This is a genomic window from Arthrobacter sp. Y3225116 (genome assembly GCF_059091245.1).
The window spans coordinates 1-17,794 of record NZ_JBNHGL010000049.1 but is presented as its reverse complement, the minus strand read 5'-3'; the positions used below and the strand labels follow the sequence as shown (position 1 = coordinate 17,794).

General features: G+C 67.9%; 16 protein-coding genes and 1 pseudogene. 7 read left to right on the top strand and 10 right to left on the bottom strand.

The window, feature by feature from the left end; all coding sequences use genetic code 11:
- Both treY and glgX read right to left on the bottom strand, forming a co-directional pair.
- The coding region (treY, locus tag AC5RV2_RS07230) for a malto-oligosyltrehalose synthase (protein WP_494091801.1) at positions 1–2,041 on the bottom strand (2,041 nt) is incomplete at its 3' end.
- A complete protein-coding gene (gene glgX / locus AC5RV2_RS07225; RefSeq protein ID WP_494091800.1) occupies positions 2,038–4,296 on the bottom strand; it encodes a glycogen debranching protein GlgX in 2,259 nt (752 codons plus the stop codon). The genes treY and glgX, both read right to left, overlap by 4 nt.
- A 316-nt stretch (positions 4,297–4,612) precedes the next feature.
- On the opposite strand from glgX, the gene AC5RV2_RS07220 reads away from it, so the two are divergent.
- Together AC5RV2_RS07220 and AC5RV2_RS07215 are read left to right on the top strand one after the other, a co-directional pair.
- Complete coding sequence (locus AC5RV2_RS07220; RefSeq protein ID WP_494091799.1) at positions 4,613–6,292, top strand: glycoside hydrolase family 10-like protein; 1,680 nt, start codon at positions 4,613–4,615, stop codon at positions 6,290–6,292.
- Positions 6,292–6,672 carry a TfoX/Sxy family protein gene (locus AC5RV2_RS07215; RefSeq protein ID WP_494091798.1) on the top strand — a complete coding sequence of 127 codons (381 nt, stop codon included), beginning with the start codon at positions 6,292–6,294 and terminating at the stop codon, positions 6,670–6,672. Before AC5RV2_RS07220 ends, AC5RV2_RS07215 begins: the two co-directional genes overlap by 1 nt.
- A 12-nt stretch (positions 6,673–6,684) precedes the next feature.
- On the opposite strand, the gene AC5RV2_RS07210 is transcribed toward AC5RV2_RS07215, so the two are convergent.
- On the bottom strand, positions 6,685–6,951 hold the full coding sequence (locus AC5RV2_RS07210) for a VOC family protein (protein ID WP_494091797.1): 267 nt from the start codon (positions 6,949–6,951) through the stop codon (positions 6,685–6,687).
- A gap of 110 nt (positions 6,952–7,061) precedes the next feature.
- Between AC5RV2_RS07210 and AC5RV2_RS07205 the strand changes: the two genes are divergently transcribed.
- Positions 7,062–7,622: a dihydrofolate reductase family protein gene (locus tag AC5RV2_RS07205; protein ID WP_494091796.1), complete on the top strand. Its 561-nt coding sequence runs from the start codon at positions 7,062–7,064 to the stop codon at positions 7,620–7,622.
- Positions 7,623–7,654: 32 nt separating this feature from the next.
- On the opposite strand, the gene AC5RV2_RS07200 is transcribed toward AC5RV2_RS07205, so the two are convergent.
- Together AC5RV2_RS07200 and glmS are read right to left on the bottom strand one after the other, a co-directional pair.
- Positions 7,655–8,005 carry a holo-ACP synthase gene (locus AC5RV2_RS07200; RefSeq protein ID WP_494091795.1) on the bottom strand — a complete coding sequence of 117 codons (351 nt, stop codon included), beginning with the start codon at positions 8,003–8,005 and terminating at the stop codon, positions 7,655–7,657.
- Positions 8,006–8,245: 240 nt separating this feature from the next.
- Positions 8,246–10,147, bottom strand: a complete 1,902-nt coding sequence (glmS, locus tag AC5RV2_RS07195) for a glutamine--fructose-6-phosphate transaminase (isomerizing) (protein ID WP_494091794.1) — start codon at positions 10,145–10,147, stop codon at positions 8,246–8,248.
- A 151-nt stretch (positions 10,148–10,298) separates the two neighbouring features.
- Between glmS and coaA the strand changes: the two genes are divergently transcribed.
- From coaA to AC5RV2_RS07175, 4 genes are all read left to right on the top strand, one after another.
- Entirely contained in the window at positions 10,299–11,276 is a 978-nt protein-coding gene (gene coaA, locus AC5RV2_RS07190; RefSeq protein ID WP_494091793.1) for a type I pantothenate kinase, read from the top strand.
- 1 nt (position 11,277) lies between these two features.
- Positions 11,278–12,222, top strand: coding sequence for a M15 family metallopeptidase (locus AC5RV2_RS07185; protein WP_494091792.1), 945 nt, complete (start codon positions 11,278–11,280; stop codon positions 12,220–12,222).
- Positions 12,223–12,309: 87 nt separating this feature from the next.
- Complete coding sequence (mscL, locus tag AC5RV2_RS07180) at positions 12,310–12,708, top strand: large conductance mechanosensitive channel protein MscL (RefSeq protein WP_494091791.1); 399 nt, start codon at positions 12,310–12,312, stop codon at positions 12,706–12,708.
- A 166-nt stretch (positions 12,709–12,874) separates the two neighbouring features.
- Positions 12,875–13,855, top strand: coding sequence for an SMP-30/gluconolactonase/LRE family protein (locus AC5RV2_RS07175; RefSeq protein WP_494091790.1), 981 nt, complete (start codon positions 12,875–12,877; stop codon positions 13,853–13,855).
- Positions 13,856–13,878: 23 nt separating this feature from the next.
- Here AC5RV2_RS07175 and glmM read toward each other — a convergent pair whose 3' ends face one another.
- From glmM to AC5RV2_RS07150, 5 genes and pseudogenes are all read right to left on the bottom strand, one after another.
- Entirely contained in the window at positions 13,879–15,243 is a 1,365-nt protein-coding gene (gene glmM / locus AC5RV2_RS07170; RefSeq protein WP_494075624.1) for a phosphoglucosamine mutase, read from the bottom strand.
- Positions 15,244–15,502: 259 nt separating this feature from the next.
- The gene (rpsI, locus tag AC5RV2_RS07165; protein WP_493979144.1) at positions 15,503–15,997 is read right to left on the bottom strand and encodes a 30S ribosomal protein S9; all 495 of its coding nucleotides are present in this window, start codon (positions 15,995–15,997) and stop codon (positions 15,503–15,505) included.
- Positions 15,998–16,034: 37 nt separating this feature from the next.
- A complete protein-coding gene (gene rplM, locus AC5RV2_RS07160) occupies positions 16,035–16,478 on the bottom strand; it encodes a 50S ribosomal protein L13 (protein ID WP_493979145.1) in 444 nt (147 codons plus the stop codon).
- 348 nt (positions 16,479–16,826) lie between these two features.
- Positions 16,827–17,084 (bottom strand): carbon storage regulator, encoded by a 258-nt coding sequence (locus AC5RV2_RS07155; RefSeq protein WP_494091789.1) that lies wholly within the window; start codon positions 17,082–17,084, stop codon positions 16,827–16,829.
- Between the two features lie 62 nt (positions 17,085–17,146).
- Positions 17,147–17,794: pseudogene (locus tag AC5RV2_RS07150) on the bottom strand (hypothetical protein); the annotation flags it as partial.

Sequence of the window (17,794 nt, the reverse complement as noted above, 5' to 3'; positions counted from 1 at the left end):
CTGCGTTAATTCCAACTTGAATCCGTGCTTTTCGAAGATCCCCTTCTCCATGCCCAGCTGCAGTGCCCCGGCCGAGGCCGCCGGGACAAAACCGATCCCGGTCCAGGTTGTCCAGCGCCTGGCGCCGGGCGGTGAAATCCACCGGCCGGCGGTTGTCCGGGTCCACCAGCGAATGGTCCCAGAACTCGGTGCCCTGGTAGACGTCGGGCACTCCGGGCATGGTCAGCTGGATGAGCTTGGCCGAGAGGGAATTGCTCCAGCCGAAGGGCTTGATCTTCTCGGCCAGGCTGACCAGCAGCCGGTTCACCTCAGGGTTGTCGAAGGCCGCGTCCACGGCGGCGTGGAGTTGTTTTTCGAAGTCATGGTCCGGGTCGATCCACGAGGTGCTGTTGCCCGCTTCCCGGGCGGCCTTCTCCGCGTAGGCGTGGGCCCGGGCCCGGCTGAACGGCCACGCACCCAGCGCCGCCTGCCAGAGCAGGTCCGCGAACGGCAGATCCCCGAAGGGTGCCAGCCGGTCGAGCTCCGCCAGCCAATCCGGCCACTGGTCCGCCAGTTCCGCGAGCACCGAGATACGGGCCCGGGTGTCCTCGCTGCGCTTCGTGTCGTGGGTGGACAGCGCAGTCATGGCGAGCGGCAGTTCCTGCTGCCGGCGGATCAACCGGGTGTGGAGCTCGAACGGCTCCACAGCAAAGATCGACGGGTCCGCCCCCACCTCGTTCAGGGAGGTCAGGCGCGTGTAGCGGTAGAACGCGGTGTCTTCCACACCCTTGGCCATCACCATGCCGGAGGTCTGCTGGAACCGCACCGCGAGCTCGGTGAGCACACCCTGCGGATTCAACAGCGGCAGCAGGGCGGTAACGGCTTCGGCCAGGTCGGGACGGCGCACCTGGGCGGCGATCCCGGCTTCCTCGAGGTAATGCGTGCCGACCGGGAGGTAACTCCGGTACACCGGGAAGCAGCTGAGCAGCTCGGCGATCGCATCGGCCGCGGTCTCGAACTCCAGACCGGCGCCGGCCGGAACCAGCCGGGCCAGGCGCAGCACCTCGGAGCGCAGGATGCCGTCGGCGATCCCCCGCTTGGTGCCGTGGATCATGTGCTGGTACGGCTCGACGGGGGCCGCGTCGGTGAGGCGTTCCCGCCCGTCGGGATCGACCAGCAGCCGGTCCACATCGGCCAGCGCGTCATACCCGGTGGTGCCCGCGCAGGCCCAGTCTGCCGGCAGCTCCTCCCCCGGCTCCAGGATCTTCTCGACCAGGACGTAGGCGCCGCCGGTCAGTTCGTGCAGCCGCTGCAGATAGCCCTTCGGGTCTGCCAGCCCGTCGGGATGGTCCACGCGCAGCCCGTCGACCAGGCCCTCGTCGAACCAGCGCTTGATCTCCGCATGGGATTCGTCGAAGACCCAGGGCACCTCCACCCGGACCCCGGCCAGGGAGTTGACGCCGAAGAACCGGCGGTAATTGAGTTCGGCATCGGCCCGCCGCCAGTTCACCAGCTGGTAGTGCTGGCGCTCATGGACTTCGCGGGCGGTAGCGCCGTCGTCGCCGGTCCCCTCGGCCAGGGGGAAGCGGTGGTCGTAGTAACGCAGCTCGCCGTCGGCCAGCTCCAACGCCTCGAGTTCCGCGTCGCCGTCGCCCAGCACGGGCAGCCGGAGCTTGCCGCCACCGGCGTCCCAATCGATGTCGAACGCCTCGGCGTAGCGGGAGCCGCGGCCCTCCGACAGCAACGACCACCACCACCGGTTGTTGGCCGGCGTGGCCACGCCCATGTGGTTCGGCACAATGTCCACCAGGACGCCCATCCCGTTCTTCCGGGCGGCGGCGGAGAGCGTCCGCAGCCCGTCGATCCCGCCCCGGGCCGGGTCCACCGTGCTGAAGTCGACCACGTCGTAGCCGTGATCGGACCCCGGCTCCGCGGTCAGCAGGGGCGACAGGTACACCCAGTCGACGCCGAGCCGGTGCAGGTAGGGCAGCAGTTCGGCGGCGTCATAAAGCGTGAACGATTCCCTGATCTGCAGCCGGTAGGTCGACGCCGGGGCCCTCATCCCTTCGCCTGCCCCGTCTCGCTCCAGGCGCCCTGCTGCCCGGGTTCACCGTCCGGCCCGGCCGCGGCCGGCTCGGCACCGGCCGTCCGCTCCGCCTCGGCCATCGCCGCAACGGAGGCGGCGACCGAGTGGTCGGGCTCTTCCTCCGGCGCCGTGTGGGCCTTGAGGACCACCGTGGACTTGGCGTCGACCGGCACCTTCGTCCCGGCCTGCAGCGGGCCGGGCAGCTGGTCGCCGCCGGCCGTGTCGATGATGATGTCCCAGGCCGCCGAGTACTCCCGCGGCGGCAGCACGAACGGCACCTCGTTGTCGGCGGCGTTGAAGTAGATCAGGAAGTGCTCGTCGGTGATCCGCTGCCCGCGGTCGTCGCGCCCGCGGATGCCCTGGCCGTTGAGGAAGACGCCGATGCAGCGGCCGAGGGCCTCGTCCCAGTCCTCCGGCTCCATCGGCGTTCCCTCCGTGGTGAGCCAGACGACGTCGCTCAACGGCTCGCCCTGGCCCCGGCGGACCGGCTTCCCGTCGAAGAACAACCGCCGCCGGAAGGTCGGGTGTTCGGCCCTTAACCGGTTGACGGTGGCCACGAACTCGAGCAGCGGCTGGTCCACGTTGTTCCAGTCCACCCAGGACAATTCCGAATCATGGCAGTACACGTTGTTGTTGCCCTGCTGGGTGCGTCCCAGCTCATCCCCGTGCGCGATCATCGGCACGCCCTGGCTCAGCAGCAGGGTGGCCAGGAAGTTCCGCTGCTGGCGGGCGCGCAGGGTGAGGACCGCCGGGTCGTCCGACGGCCCCTCTACCCCGCAGTTCCACGAGCGGTTGTGCGATTCGCCGTCGTTGTTGTCTTCGCCGTTGGCCTCATTGTGTTTCTCGTTGTAGGACACCAGGTCCCGCAGCGTGAACCCGTCATGGGCGGTAACGAAGTTGATGGAGGCGACCGGGCGCCGCCCAGTGGCCTCGTACAGGTCCGAGGAGCCGGTGATGCGGGACGCGAATTCGCCGAGCGTGGAGGGCTCGCCCCGCCAGAAATCGCGGACCGTGTCCCGGTACAGGCCGTTCCACTCGGTCCACAGCGGCGGGAAGTTGCCCACCTGGTAGCCGCCCGGGCCGATGTCCCACGGTTCGGCGATGAGCTTGGTCTGGGACACGATCGGATCCTGCTGCACCATTTCGAAGAAGGTCGACAGCCGGTCCACGTCGTAGAACTCGCGGGCCAGGGTGGAGGCCAGATCGAAGCGGAAGCCGTCCACGTGCATCTCCGACGCCCAATAGCGCAGCGAATCCATCAGCAGCTGCAGCGAATGGGGGTGGCGCACGTTCAGCGAATTTCCCGTGCCGGTGTAGTCCATGTAGTACTGCTGCTGGTCCTCGACCAGCCGGTAGTAGGCCGCGTTGTCGAGTCCGCGGAACGACAGCGTGGGGCCCAGGTGGTTGCCCTCGGCCGTGTGGTTGTACACGACGTCGAGGATCACCTCGATGCCGGCCAGATGCAGTTCCCGGACCATCGCCTTGAACTCCTGCACCTGCTGCCCGGTATCGCCGGAGGAACAATACGTGTTCTGCGGCGCGAAGAAGCCGATGGTGTTGTAGCCCCAGTAGTTGGACAGCCCCTTCTCCTGAAGCGTGCTGTCGTTGACGAACTGGTGGACCGGCATCAGCTCGATGGCGGTGACGCCCAGCTTCTGCAGGTGCCCGATGACCGCCGGGTGCGCGATGCCCGCGTAGGTACCGCGCTGCTCTTCCGGGATCTCCGGGTGCAGCTGGGTCAGGCCCTTCACGTGCGCCTCGTAGATCACCGAGCGGTGGTAGGGGGTGCGCGGCTTGCGGTCGCCGTCCCAATCAAAGAACGGATTCACGACGACGCCGAGCATCATGTGCCCGGCCGAGTCCTCGTCGTTGCGGGAGTCCTCGTCCCCGAAGTTGTAGCCGAACAGCGGCTGGGCCCAGTCGATCTGGCCGCTGACGGCCTTCGCGTAGGGGTCCAGCAGCAGCTTGTTCACGTTGCAGCGCTGCCCCTGGCCCGGGTCGTACGGCCCGTCCACCCGGAAGCCGTACTTCTGTCCCGGCTGGACTTGCGGAAGGTAGCAGTGCCAGACGTAGCCGTCGACGTCCTTGAGCTCGATCCGCGTCTCGGCCCCGTCGTCGTCGAACAGGCACAGGAAAACGGCCTCCGCTGCCTCGCTGAACACGGCGAAATTGGTGCCGTTGCCGTCATACGTGGCCCCCAGCGGATAGGCGTCTCCCGGCCAAACTTCCATGTGCAAACTCCTGATGATCGGTTGTGGTCCCTGTTCCCTTCATACCCCATGGTCCTGACAATGGATATCCCCGGTTGTCCGCCCGGCGGGCAACCCGAGGCGGCGCGGCAGGCGTTTGCGGCCCTCGGTCCGGCGCTCGTTGCGTTGGACACACAGGCGTCGGCAGACCCGGGAGGGACGGCCAAGCCACGGGCACCCCGCCGGCCCGCGTCACGGTCTCCGCCACTGTCGGCGTCACGGTTTCGACCACTGTCGGCGGGATGGATGCGGGCGTATTGTTGAGCTACCATCAGGTTCGCGTGAGGCAGGGCTGGCCATGACTGGCAGCGGTTCCGGTTCCCCAGGCGCTGTCTCCCGGCGCCAATTCACGACGGCGACCGCCCTCACCGTGCTCGGCGCGGCAGGCCTGCTGGGCGGCAGCCTCTCCCGGGCGGCAACAGCCCCCGGCGGTCCGCTCGAACTCAGCCTCGCGGCGGCGGTCATCAACCGGGTCTACCGCATCACCGCCCGTGAAAGGGCGCGGGTCACGGACGCGCCCAAGCACGAGTTCCGGGGCTTCTGGCTCTCCACCGTGCTGAACATCGATTGGCCGTCGCGCCCCGGCCTGGCGGCAACCGTTCAGCAGGCCGAACTGCGCAGCTGGCTGGACCTCGCCCGCAGCCGAAACCTGAACGCCGTGCTGCTGCAGGTGCGGCCGGCGGCGGACGTCTTTTGGCCGTCGACGGCGGGAGAGCCGTGGTCCCGCTACCTGACCGGCACCCAGGGACGGAATCCCGGCTACGATCCGCTGGCCTACGCGATCGGCCAGGCGCACGCCCGCAACCTGCACCTGCACGCGTGGTTCAACCCGTTCCGCGTGTCCATGACGGCGGACCCGGCGGACCTGATCTCCTGGCATCCGGCGCGGAAAAACCCGGGCTGGAGCTTCGCCTACGGCGGCCGGCGCTATTACAACCCCGGCATCCCCGCCGTCCGCAGCTACATCATCAAGGTGATCACCGAAGTCGTGGCCAAGTACGACGTGGACGGCATCCACCTCGACGACTATTTCTATCCCTATCCGGTCGCGGGGCAAAGCATCCCGGACTCCGCTGCCTACAATGCCTACCGGCTGGCCGGCGAGAGCGTGGCGAACTTCCGGCGGCGCAGCGTCAATGCTTTCGTCCGCGACCTCAGCGCCGCGATCTTCGCGGCCAAGCCGCGGATGCTGTTCGGCATCAGCCCCTTCGGCATCTGGCGCAACCGATCGACCGACAGCCTGGGCTCCGCTACCTCCGGCCTGCAGAGCTACGACGCCACGTACGCCGACTCCCGGCTCTGGGTCAAGCAAGGCTGGCTGGACTACGTGGTCCCGCAGCTGTACTGGCACCAGGGGAACCCGGCGGCCGATTACAACACGCTGGTCAACTGGTGGGCGGCTCAGGTGGTCGGCACCGTCTGCAAGCTCTACATCGGCGAGGCGGCCTACAAGGTGGGCGACCCCGCCCAGGGTGCCGACTGGCAGGACCCCCGCGAGCTCTACAACCACACGGCGAAATGCCGGGCGACGCCGGCGGTGCGCGGCCAGGTGTACTTCTCCGCCAAGTCCGTCCGGGCCAATCGGCTGGGCAGCATCGGCCTTGTCCAGGACAAGTTTTACCGGCGCGTGGCGATGACCCCAGTGATGTCCCATCTGGGCGCCCAGCGGCCCTACGCGCCGCTGATCGCCAGCGCCCGGTGGAACGGATCCGGCGTCGAGCTCATCTGGCGGGGGGCGACGAGCGGGACGCTGCCGAGGCACTATGCCATCTACCGCTGGGAGTCCGACGGCGCCGCGGCGGCGTTCATTCCCTCGCAGGCGGGAGCCCTCCGGCGCGTGCACCGCCGGCGCGGCAATCCCGAACGGTTCGTGGACACGGGCGCCGCCCGGGGACGCACGTACTGGTACGTGGTGGTCGGCATGAGCGACCTCATGGTCGAATCCGCGGCAGCATCCGCCATCTTCATACGAGCCTGATGCGGGACGAAACCATGACGCCTGCCTCCCCCTCCGACGACGACCAGGGCCTCGTCCTGCTGGAAACTCTCGCCGGCCGGTTTGCGGATGACCCGCTGGTCGAACGCGGCACCATGTTCCGCAGTCGCGGGCTGAGGGTGGCTGGAAAGGTCTTCGCGTTCCTCGGCCACGGCGACCGGCTGATCGTGAAGGTTCCGCGGCGGCGCGCGGAAGAGTATGTTGCTTCCGGAGCGGCGGAACCGGTCACCATGGGACAGCGGACGATGAGGGAATGGGTGGCTTTCCCGGCGGTGGCCGACGACGGGTCGGCGGCCGGGCAACAGTGGCTGAGCGTCGTCGACGAGGCGTACGCGTACGTCAAAGGCCTGGGCGGCGGCTGAAGATGGGCCCCGTTACCCTGCCGACTGCCGTGCGGGCTGGAACAGTTCCACCAGATTTCCTGCCGGGTCGGCGAGCAGTATCTGACGTCCGCCGGGACCGGCAACCACGTCGCTGCGAAACGACAGTCCCGCCCGGCGCAGCCGGTCGATCTCCGCGTCCAGGTCCAGGACGACCAGGTGGATGCGGTTCCGCCCGGCGGCCGCATAGTCCGCCGGGGTCGCGCGCGCCCCCGAACTTGCCGGCCCGGAGAGCAACAGCCGCAGCGATCCCCGCGTCACGTCGGCGAAGGCGGGCGAGCCGGAACGACCGCCCGGCCTTCCGCCGATGCGCAAGGTCGGGAACAATGGGCGGACGCTCCCCCGCCCTGCCCAACAGCCCAGGAGTCCTCGTGGCACAGCTGCTGTATTCCGCAATCATGTCGCTGGACGGCTACATTGCCGACCGGGACGGCAACTTCGACTGGAGCGTCCCCGACGAGGAGGTGCACTCCTTTGTCAACGATCTGGAAGGACGGGTGGGCACCTATCTCTTCGGCCGGCGCATGTACGAGGTGATGGCCGTCTGGGAAACCGTGCCCGCCGGCCCGGAGGTTCCCCCGGTCGAGCGGGACTTCGCGGAGTCGTGGCTGCGGAAGGACAAGGTGGTCTACTCCCGGACCCTGCAGGCGGTTTCAAGCGCCCGCACCCGGATCGAGCGGGAATTCGAGCCTGAGGCGGTCCGGCGCATGAAGGCCTCGGCATCGGCGGACCTGAGCATCAGCGGGCCCGACCTGGCCGGCCACGCCTTCGCGGCGGGACTGGTCGATGAATGCCTGTTCTTCGTCTCGCCGGTCGTGGTGGGCGGCGGGAAGCGCTTTCTGGCCGAGGACCTGAGAATGGGGCTCGAACTGCTGGACGAGCGCCGCTTCGGCAACGGCGTCGTGTACCTGCACTACCGGGTAAAACCTTAGCCCGGCCTCGAAACGCGCCCGGCTGCCGGCCGCTACTTCTCGGCGACCGCCATGGCCGTTGCCAGATCGCCGTCGTGGCTCATGGACAGGTGCCAGAACTTCACGCCCCGGGCCGCCGATGCCGCGGCAACGGTGCCGGTGAATTCCGGGTAGGGGTCTCCCCCGGAGTCCACGCAGATGGTGCAGTCCTGCCAGTTCATGCCGGCCGGAGCCCCCAGTGCCTTGGCGATCGCTTCCTTGGCGGCGAATCGGGCGGCCAGCGACCGGGTGTTGAGCTCCCGTTCCGCCGGCGTGAACAGTCGCTCGAGCAGGGCCGGGGTGCGCTGCAACTGCCGGCGGAACCTGGAAACTTCCACCACGTCCACGCCGATGCCCACGATCATTCTTCGGCACCCGCCCGAACCGACCACGGCGAGCGGGCACACCGCGGAGCCAGGACCGGCTCCCCGGTGGATATCAGGGTGCACCGCACGGGCGGCACGGACAGCAGCCGGACGCGCCGCCGAACCGCCGCGTGGCGGGCGCGGACGGGGCGCCTGGGGACGGAGCAGGCCCCGATCCTGTTGTACGGAGATCGGGGCGCCGCGAAGAGTAAGCGGGTGGACATGCCTGCCATCTGCCTGCTACTCGACGGTGACGCTCTTGGCCAGGTTGCGCGGCTGGTCCACGTCGTAGCCCTTGGCCGTCGCCAGTGCCAAGGCGAAGATCTGCAGCGGGACCGTGGTGAGCAGCGGAGCCAGCAGCGTCGGCGTCTCGGGAACGTAGAAGACGAACTCGGCGAAGTCCTTGACGGAGACGTCGCCCTCCTCGGCGATGACAATGGTCTTGGCGCCGCGGGCGCGGATTTCCTGGATGTTCGAGACGACCTTGGCGTGCAGCGAGTTGCGGCCGCGCGGGGAAGGTACCACCACGAAGACCGGCTGGCCTTCCTCGATCAGGGCGATCGGCCCGTGCTTGAGCTCGCCGGCGGCGAAGCCTTCGGCGTGGATGTAGGCCAGCTCCTTAAGCTTCAGCGCGCCCTCCATGGCAACAGGGAAGCCGACATGCCGGCCCAGGAACAGGACCGACTTGCTCTCGGCCATGAGCACGGCCAGGTCCTTGATGTCCTTGGCGTTGTCCAGCACGCTCTGAATTTTCGCCGGGATCTTGCCCAGGTCGGCCAGGATGTCCTTGATCTCGCCCTGGAACTTGTTCCCACGCAGCTGCGCCAGGTAGAGGCCCAGCAGGTAGGCGGCGGTGATCTGCGCCAAAAAGGCCTTGGTCGAGGCGACGGCGATCTCGGGGCCGGCGTGGGTGTAGAGCACGGCGTCGGCCTCGCGCGGGATGGTCGAACCGTTGGTGTTGCAGATGGCGAGGACCTTGGCTCCCTGCTCCTTGGCGTACCGGACGGCCATCAGCGTGTCCATGGTCTCGCCGGACTGGGAGATGGCCACAATCAGGGTGTTGGCGTCCACGATCGGGTCGCGGTACCGGAACTCGTGCGAGAGTTCGACCTCCACGGGAATGCGGCACCAGTGCTCGATCGCGTACTTCGCCACCTGGCCGGCGTAGGCCGATGTGCCACAGGCCAGCACGATGATCTTGTTGGCGGTCTTGAGCAGCTCCGGGTCGATCCGCAGCTCGTCCAGGGTCAGCCTGCCGTGCAGGTCCGAGCGGCCGAGCAGGGTCTGGCCGACCGCCTCGGGCTGGTCGTTGATTTCCTTCTCCATGAAGGACGGGTAGCCGCCCTTCTCCGCGGCGGCGGCATCCCAGTTGACCTCGAATTCGGTGCCCTGGGCGGCGTTGCCGAAGAAGTCGGTGATCTCGAAGGAGTCGGGGGTGATGGTGACGATCTGGTCCTGCTCCAGCTCCACGGCGCGGCGGGTGAAGTCGATGAAGCCGGAGACGTCGGAGCCCAGGAAGTTCTCGCCCTCGCCCAGCCCGACGACGAGCGGCGAGTTACGGCGCGCGGCGACGACGACGTGGGGCTGGTCCTGGTGGATGGCCAGCAGGGTGAAGGCGCCCTCCAGCCGCTGGCAGGCGAGCTGCATGGCCTTGGCCAGGGTCGCAGTGGCGGGATCCTCCGCGACCAGGGACCGGTAGAGGTCCCCGAGCAGCACCGCGGCCACCTCGGTGTCCGTTTCCGAACGGAACGTGTGGCCCTTGGCCAGCATGGAGGCACGGATCTCGGCGAAGTTCTCGATGATGCCGTTATGGATCACGGCGAGCTTGTCGTCGTCGGCCAGGTGCGGGTGCGCATTTTCGTCGGTGGGGCCGCCGTGCGTGGCCCAGCGGGTGTGGCCGATGCCGGTCAGCGACTCGGGCAGCGGGGCGGCCTTGAGCTCGTCCAGCAGATTGCTCAGCTTGCCCGACTTCTTCCGCGCCTCGATCCCGGAGCTGGAGATGACTGCCACTCCCGCGGAATCGTAACCGCGGTATTCCAGGCGGCGAAGACCCTCGAGAACGACGTCCAGGGCGCTGTGATCAGCAGCGCTGACTCCGGCCCCGCCGTCGCGGCGGCCAACATAACCTACGATTCCACACATGGAATTAAGGGTACCTGCCCGCGGGACCGTCACCGACAGCGGGTTCCGCACGCCCTCCCGGCGGCGGCTGCGGCGGTAGGACGGGACGATCCGGCGCGCCGCAGCGGGGCGCCTTTTGGGATTTGAATCCCGCAGCAGGCACAATTCATAGGTGACTGATGCGACACCGAAGACGACGGCGTCCAACGGTGAGAGTAACTTCACACCATTCGTGGAGCTGGACCGGCAGACCTGGTCCCGGCTGTCCAACGAGATTGAACAGCCCCTGGACCAGGACGATATCGAGCGGCTCCGGGGCCTGGGCGATGCCCTGAACCTGGACGAAGTCCGCGAGGTCTACCTGCCGCTCTCCCGGCTGCTCAACCTGTATGTGGGCGCGGCCGGCGAGCTGCACAAGGCCACCACTACCTTCCTGGGCGAAACCAGCCGCCGCACACCGTTCGTGATCGGCGTGGCCGGTTCGGTCGCCGTCGGGAAATCCACCACCGCCCGCGTGCTGCGCGAGATGCTGCGCCGCTGGCCGGACACCCCGAACGTGGAGCTGATCACCACCGACGGTTTCCTCTACCCCAACGCCGAACTGGCGCGGCGCGGGCTGATGGAGCGCAAGGGCTTCCCCGAGTCCTACGACCAGCGGGCGCTGCTGCGGTTCGTGTCCGAGGTGAAGTCCGGAGCCGAGGAAGTGCGTGCGCCGTGGTATTCGCACCTGACCTACGACATCGTGCCGGACAAGGAAGTGGTGGTCCAGCGTCCGGATGTGTTGATCGTGGAGGGACTGAACGTCCTGGCTCCGGCGCGCCCGCGGGCGGACGGACGCACCGGGCTGGCGCTGAGCGATTTCTTCGACTTCTCCATTTATGTGGATGCCAAGACGTCCTATATTGAGCAGTGGTACGTCAACCGTTTCCACAAACTGCGGCGGACGTCCTTCACGGATCCGGAATCCTATTTCCACCGCTACGCCTCGCTCACGGACGAGGAGGCCACCGAGACGGCACTGGGTATCTGGCGCCGGATTAATGAACCGAACCTGAGGGAGAACGTGCTGCCGACACGCGGGCGGGCACAGCTGGTGCTCACCAAGGATGCGGACCACTCGATCCGCAGAATGCTGCTGCGGAAAACCTGACATGGCCGTTCTGAGGGCTCCGGTGCTCGCAGCCGGCCTAGCCGCCGCGCTGGCCCTGCTCACCGGTTGCGCCCCGGCGGGGGAACCCGCTCCGCCTCCCGCCGCGTCTGCCGGGACGACGACGGCCGCACCGACTGCGCCGACCCCGGCCAAGGGCACCACGTCCCTTCCGGTCCCTGAACAGAGCCCGAAGGCTCCGAAGAACGACGGCGACGCCACCGGCGACGGGAAGAAGGACGGCGGCCAGAAGGACGGCGGAAGCAAGGGCGAGGCCTCGGCCGGCGGGAAGAAGGACGGCGCGGGCGGCGGCGGAAAAAAGGACGGCGCCGCGGCCGGTGCCGGGGAGGACCACACAGATCCGGCGAGCATCGCCGTCGTCGTCAACAAGGCCCGGCCGCTCGATCCCCTGAACTACCATCCCGGAGACCTGCGCCAGCCGGTGGTGGCCCTGGGCACGGGCGGGGAATCGGCGCTGCTGCGGGACGCCGTGGCGACCGCCACCGAGGACATGTTCAACGCGGCCGCCGCCGACGGCGCGTTCATGATCATGGTCAGCGGCTTCCGGTCCTACGCCACGCAGGCGAGCACCTACAACCACTGGGTCCGGCAACACGGCAGCGAGGTGGCCGCGGACATGATCTCGGCGCGCCCGGGTTATTCGGAGCACCAGACCGGGCTGTCCCTGGACATCGGCGACGCCACCGGGGTCTGCAACCTGCAGCAGTGTTTCGCCGACACGGCAGCGGGCAGCTGGGCGGCCACCAACGCCGCCCGCTACGGATTCATCATCCGCTACCGGCCCGGCTCCGAGGCCATGACCGGTTATTCGCCGGAACCCTGGCACCTGCGCTACGTGGGCAAGAAAGTGGCCGCGGACATGGCCAAACGGGGCATCGAGACGCTCGAAGAGTACTTCGGGTTGCCCGGAGCCGCCCGCTATTCGTGAGCGGGCGCAGCGCCCCCATGCTGCGGCGGCCTCCTGTCCCTGCTCCGGCGGCCTCAGGTCCCCTCCCCAAGGCGCTACATTGGCCACATGATAAACGGATTCAAAGAGTTCATAATGAAGGGCAACGTCATTGACCTTGCCGTGGCCGTGATCATCGGCGGAGCCTTCGGGACCGTGGTCAACGCCTTGGTCAACAGCGTGCTGATGCCGTTCATCGCCGGGTTGGTCGGCTCGCCAAATTTCGACAGTTTCCTGCTGTGGAACTTCAACGGGAACGACGTCGCGTTCGGCGTCCTGCTGACCGCCATCGTGAACTTCCTGCTCATCGCCTCGGCGATCTACTTCGTCATCGTGGCACCGATGAACCACATGATCGAGCGGCGCAACCGCCGCCTGGGAATCAACAAGGAAGAAGAGGCCGTCGACCCTCAGGTCGCGCTGCTCACCGAGATCCGAGACGCACTGCAGGCACGCAACCAGGCGTAAGGGCGACGTCCGGAAGCCGGCCGCTACCGCCGCTGCGGGCCGTTTTGGCAGCGCCTCCCGGAGGGCCTGACGTTTCCTCACGTCCGGCGTACGCTATGAGCATCACCATCGGGGGCCTGCTGGAGGGAGCTCCCGACACCTCCCCTCAAGAATCAGGTGATCCTCCATGCGACCCATTCTCCCCCTCTCCTTGGCGGCACGATGTGCCGCCGCCCTGCTGACCGCCGTCGCCCTGATGCTGACGGGGCTGCCGGCTTCCGCCGGCCACGTTGTCTCCGGTACCCACGGCTCGTCACCGGAGTGTACGGACCGAATCATCGACCTGCCGGACGCGACGTCCGCGGAGGGCATCGCCGCCGGCCGGGGCAGCACCTTCTACGCCGGCGACCTGCTGGCGGGCGACATCTTCCGTGGCGACGTACGGCGGGGCACCGCCGAGAAGTTCATCGACGCACCGGACGGCCGGTTCGCCGTCGGCATGGCTGCCGACACGCGGCGGAACCTGCTCTTCGTGGCCGGCGGACCTACCGGCAAGGCCTATGTTTACAACACCCGGACCGCGGAACCTGTGGCCGAGTTCCAGTTGAACGACCCCGCCAGCTCCTTCATCAACGACGTAACCCTTGGCCGGGGCGGCGCCTGGTTTACGAACTCGCGCGAAGGGGAGCTGTACTTCGTACCGATCGGCCACCGCGGGCAGCTGGGCAGCCCGCGGACACTGCAACTGAGCGGCCCTGCCGCGGAAACCCCCGCGGCGTTCAACCTGAACGGCATAGTGGCGGCCGACCACGGGCGACAGCTGATTGTGGCCCACTCGGCCAACGCTGCGCTGTACACCGTGAACCCGGAAACCGGCGCCAGCGCCGAAATCTCCGGCGTCAGCGTTTCCAACGTCGACGGGTTGGTGCTGAAGGGCCGCTGGCTTTGGGCGGTCCAAAACATGGACAACCAGATCAGCGTGATCAGGCTGGACCGCCGGATTGACTCCGGGGAGGTCCGGTCCGTGCTCACCAGTGACGCCTTCCAGACCCCGACCACCGCCGCGCTGTTCGGCCGCCGACTCGCCGTCGTGAACGCGAAGTTCGACACCGGGAACCCGCCGACGGCGGACAGCTACGAGGTGGTGCTGGTGAAGGCCTGGCGCTGAGAGCTACTCCGCGCGCGGGCGCCCTACTCGGCGGCTGCCGCCTCCAGCGACAGGTGCGCCTTTACGGTCCGGGCCAGTTCCTCGGCGGTAGCCTGGGCGGTTTCCATGTCAGCGGCCTCGACCATCACGCGCACGACCGGCTCGGTGCCTGAGGGGCGCAGCAGCACCCGTCCGGTCCCACCCAGCGCGGCGGACGCGGCCGCCACGGCCTGCTGGAGGGGCTGGTTGGTTTCGACCCCGGACTTGTCCACGTCCTTGACGTTGATCAGGACCTGGGGAAGCCGGACCATCCGCTGCGACAGCTCCGAGAGGGGCTTGCCGGACTTGGCCACCTGTGCGGCCAGCTGCAGCCCGGTCAGGACGCCGTCGCCGGTGGTCGCGTACTCCGAGAAGATCACGTGCCCGGACTGTTCGCCGCCCAGCGAGTATCCGTGGGCGCGCATGCATTCCAGCACGTACCGGTCGCCCACGGCGGTTTCCTGGATGCGGATCCCGGCATCCTGCAGGGCCAGCTTCATGCCGAGGTTGCTCATGACCGTGGCGACCAGGACATCGTCCTTGAGCCGGCCGGCGTCGCGCAGGGCCAATGCCAGGATGGTCATGATCTGGTCGCCGTCCACGACGTCGCCGCGCTCGTCCACGGCCAAGCAGCGGTCGGCGTCGCCGTCGTGGGCAATGCCCAGATCGGCGCCGTGCTCTACCACGGCTGCCTGCAGCTTCTCCAGGTGGGTGGACCCCACGCCGTCGTTGATGTTCAGCCCGTCCGGCTCGGCACCCATCACCACAATGTCCGCACCGGCGGCACGGAACACCTCCGGGGAGCAGCCGCTTGCCGCGCCGTGCGCGCAGTCGAGAACGACTTTCAGGCCCTCCAGGCGGGAAGGCAGGGTCTGCAGCAGGTGCAGGATGTAGCGGTCTTCCGCGTCTGCGAAACGCTGGATACGTCCGACCTCCGCGCCCGTGGGCCGGACGCGCGGCTGCGCCATCTCCTGCTCGATCGCATCCTCGACCTCGTCCGGCAGCTTGTGCCCGCCGCGGGCGAAAAACTTGATGCCGTTATCCGGGGCCGGATTGTGCGAGGCGGAAATCATCACGCCAAAGTCCGCCGCCAGGTCCCCCACCAGGTAAGCGGCCGCAGGGGTGGGCAGCACCCCGGCGTCGTAGACATCGACGCCCGCACTGGCGAGGCCGGCCTCCACGGCGGCGCTGATGAACTCGCCGCTGGCGCGCGGGTCGCGGGCGATCACCGCCGTCGGGCGCTTGCCGTCTTCAACTTGCCGGTGGCCAAGGACCACTGCGGCCGCCTGCGCGACCTCGAGCGCCAGCTCGGCAGTGATCAATCCGTTGGCCAGTCCGCGGACTCCGTCGGTACCAAATAATCTAGACATCGCGACCCATTTTACGGCAGCGCACCAAGGAGCCGGTTCACCTCCCGCCGGCGGTCCCGTGCCAGGCCGTGATTTGGCGGCTGACCCTGCCGCGGGCGGCCTTCCACAGGTGGAAGCGGGCGGCGGAAGAGACGGGAGAATACCTGGAACCAAGGCATCGGCTTCCACGCCCCACACCCGCTACAGCCGCTTAAACACACGCGAGGCCCCGCAGCCATGCTGCGGGGCCTCGCGTGGAAGCAGGAGCTTCGGAAGCGGTTTAGCGCTTCGAGTACTGCGGCGCCTTGCGGGCCTTCTTGAGGCCTGCCTTCTTGCGCTCGATGATACGTGCGTCGCGGGTGAGGAAACCGGCCTTCTTCAGGGTCGGGCGGTTGTTCTCGCGGTCGATCTCGTTCAGCGCACGGGCAACGCCCAGGCGCAGCGCACCGGCTTGGCCGGAGGGGCCGCCGCCGTGGATGCGCGCGATGACGTCGTAAGCGCCTTCCAGATCCAGGATCTTGAACGGATCGTTCACTTCCTGCTGGTGCAGCTTGTTCGGGAAGTAGTTCGCCAGCTCACGGCCGTTGATGGTCCAGTTGCCGGCACCCGGAACCAGGCGTACGCGGGCGATCGCCTGCTTGCGGCGACCCACTGCGCCTCCGCCTACGGTGAGGGCGGGGCGTTCCTTCTTGGCGGTCTCGGTGACCTCGGATGATTCCGAGGTGTAGCTGGTGAGGGTTTCGCCCTCAGCAGCGGTGTTCAGCTCTTCAGCCACGATTCTCCTTGAATTAAGTTTCTAGTGGTGGCCGGCGCTACTGGGCGACCTGGGTGATTTCGAAGGTCTTCGGCTGCTGGGCAGCGTGCGGGTGCTCGGCACCCGTGTAGACCTTCAGCTTGGACAGCTGCTGGGCAGCCAGGGAGTTCTTCGGCAGCATGCCCCTGATGGCCTTCTCAACTGCACGAACCGGGTTCTTCTCCAGCAGTTCGGCGTAGTTGACGGAGGACAGGCCACCCGGGAAACCGGAGTGGCGGTAGGCACGCTTCTGTTCGAGCTTGGCGCCGGTCAGGGCGACCTTCTCAGCGTTGATGATGATGACGAAATCGCCCATGTCCATGTGAGGAGCAAAGGTCGGCTTGTGCTTTCCGCGCAGCAGTGTTGCGGTCTGGCTGGCAAGACGACCCAGGACGACGTCGGTGGCGTCAATGACGTGCCACTGGCGGTTGATATCGCCGGGCTTCGGAGTGTACGTACGCACGGTTTTTGCCTTCGTTTGGTGTTCTAAGGTAGCGGCGCATTCTTCACAGAACACACGCGCAAAGTTGGTGATGCGCTACCGGAACTTCAGGTGAGGACTGAAATGTAACCAGTGGCCCAGAAAGTCTCGGCTATTTCCGTGGACCAGGTTGGCCCTGCAACTGGGCCGCCACACGGACATAGCGTATCGAGGTTGGACACGCACAACGACTACCAAGGTTATCCTGCCGTGCCGGGTTAGGTCAAAAAGACCCACAACAGCACGACGACGCCGGTGCCTGGCCGGTGCCCTTGGCCCCGCCGTGACCTGGTTTAGCTGCCGGCACCGGTGGGTCCCCCAGTAAGCGGACTAGCTGCCGGAGCCGCTGCTGCCGGGGAGGTTCAGTCCCAGCAGCGCCTTGATGCGTTCCTCGGCCTCCGGGCCGCTCTGTGCGGCAGCCACATTGGCCTCGCTGACCGCCTGCACCACTTCATCGCGCTGGATCTTCACGCCGCGCGGTGCCTCGATGCCGAGGCGGACGCCGTCGCGGCGGGCGTCCAGCACGGTGATGACAATGTCGTCACCGATCAGGATCCGCTCTCCGGGTTTTCGCGTCAGCACCAGCACGCGTCAACTCTATCGCAGCTGAACTTGGCGCCCGGGCAGCCCCGCGCGCGCCGCCGCGTCTGTCAGAGCCAGGCGGTCTCGGACGGCACGCCGTCCACCCAGCCCACCGGCACGCCCAACGTGTTGACGGTCTTGGGCGAGCTGGTGTGCCTCGTTCCGGTAACCGCCAAACCGTCGGGAACCACCACCCGCTGCACGGCCTGCACCCAGCGGTCGGTGTCCTCGGCCTTTCGCCCGGCGTCCACCGCCAGCCAGACCTGGTCGGCTCCCAGTGCGGGCAGCAGCGCGAGCAGCTCCACAGACGGCGTGAGTGCCTGGCCCAGGCCAAAGGCCACGAAGACGCTCTGTCCCCGCTCCACGCCCCGGGCACGGGCGCCGATCGCGCTGTTGCGGTCCTGCACCGGTCGCCGAACATCGCCGGCGTGCGCGCCAGCCATCTTCACCATGTTGCCGCCGCCCGAGATCCAGTCGGCAGCCTCCGAGGGCGCACCGTTGACCGCCGGCGCCGCGGCGGCCATGGAGTTGGCGGCCTCCAGGGCTATATCGCCCTGGCCGATCACCAGCACCAGGTCCCCGGGCCCGTAGAGCGGCACCGGAACGGCCGGCCGGCGCACCCTTTCGGCGGCCGGTTGTGCCTCAACCGCCGGCGGCTGCCCATCCTCCAGGACGGCGCCAACGACGACGCCGGAGCCCGTGCCGGAGCCCGCGTG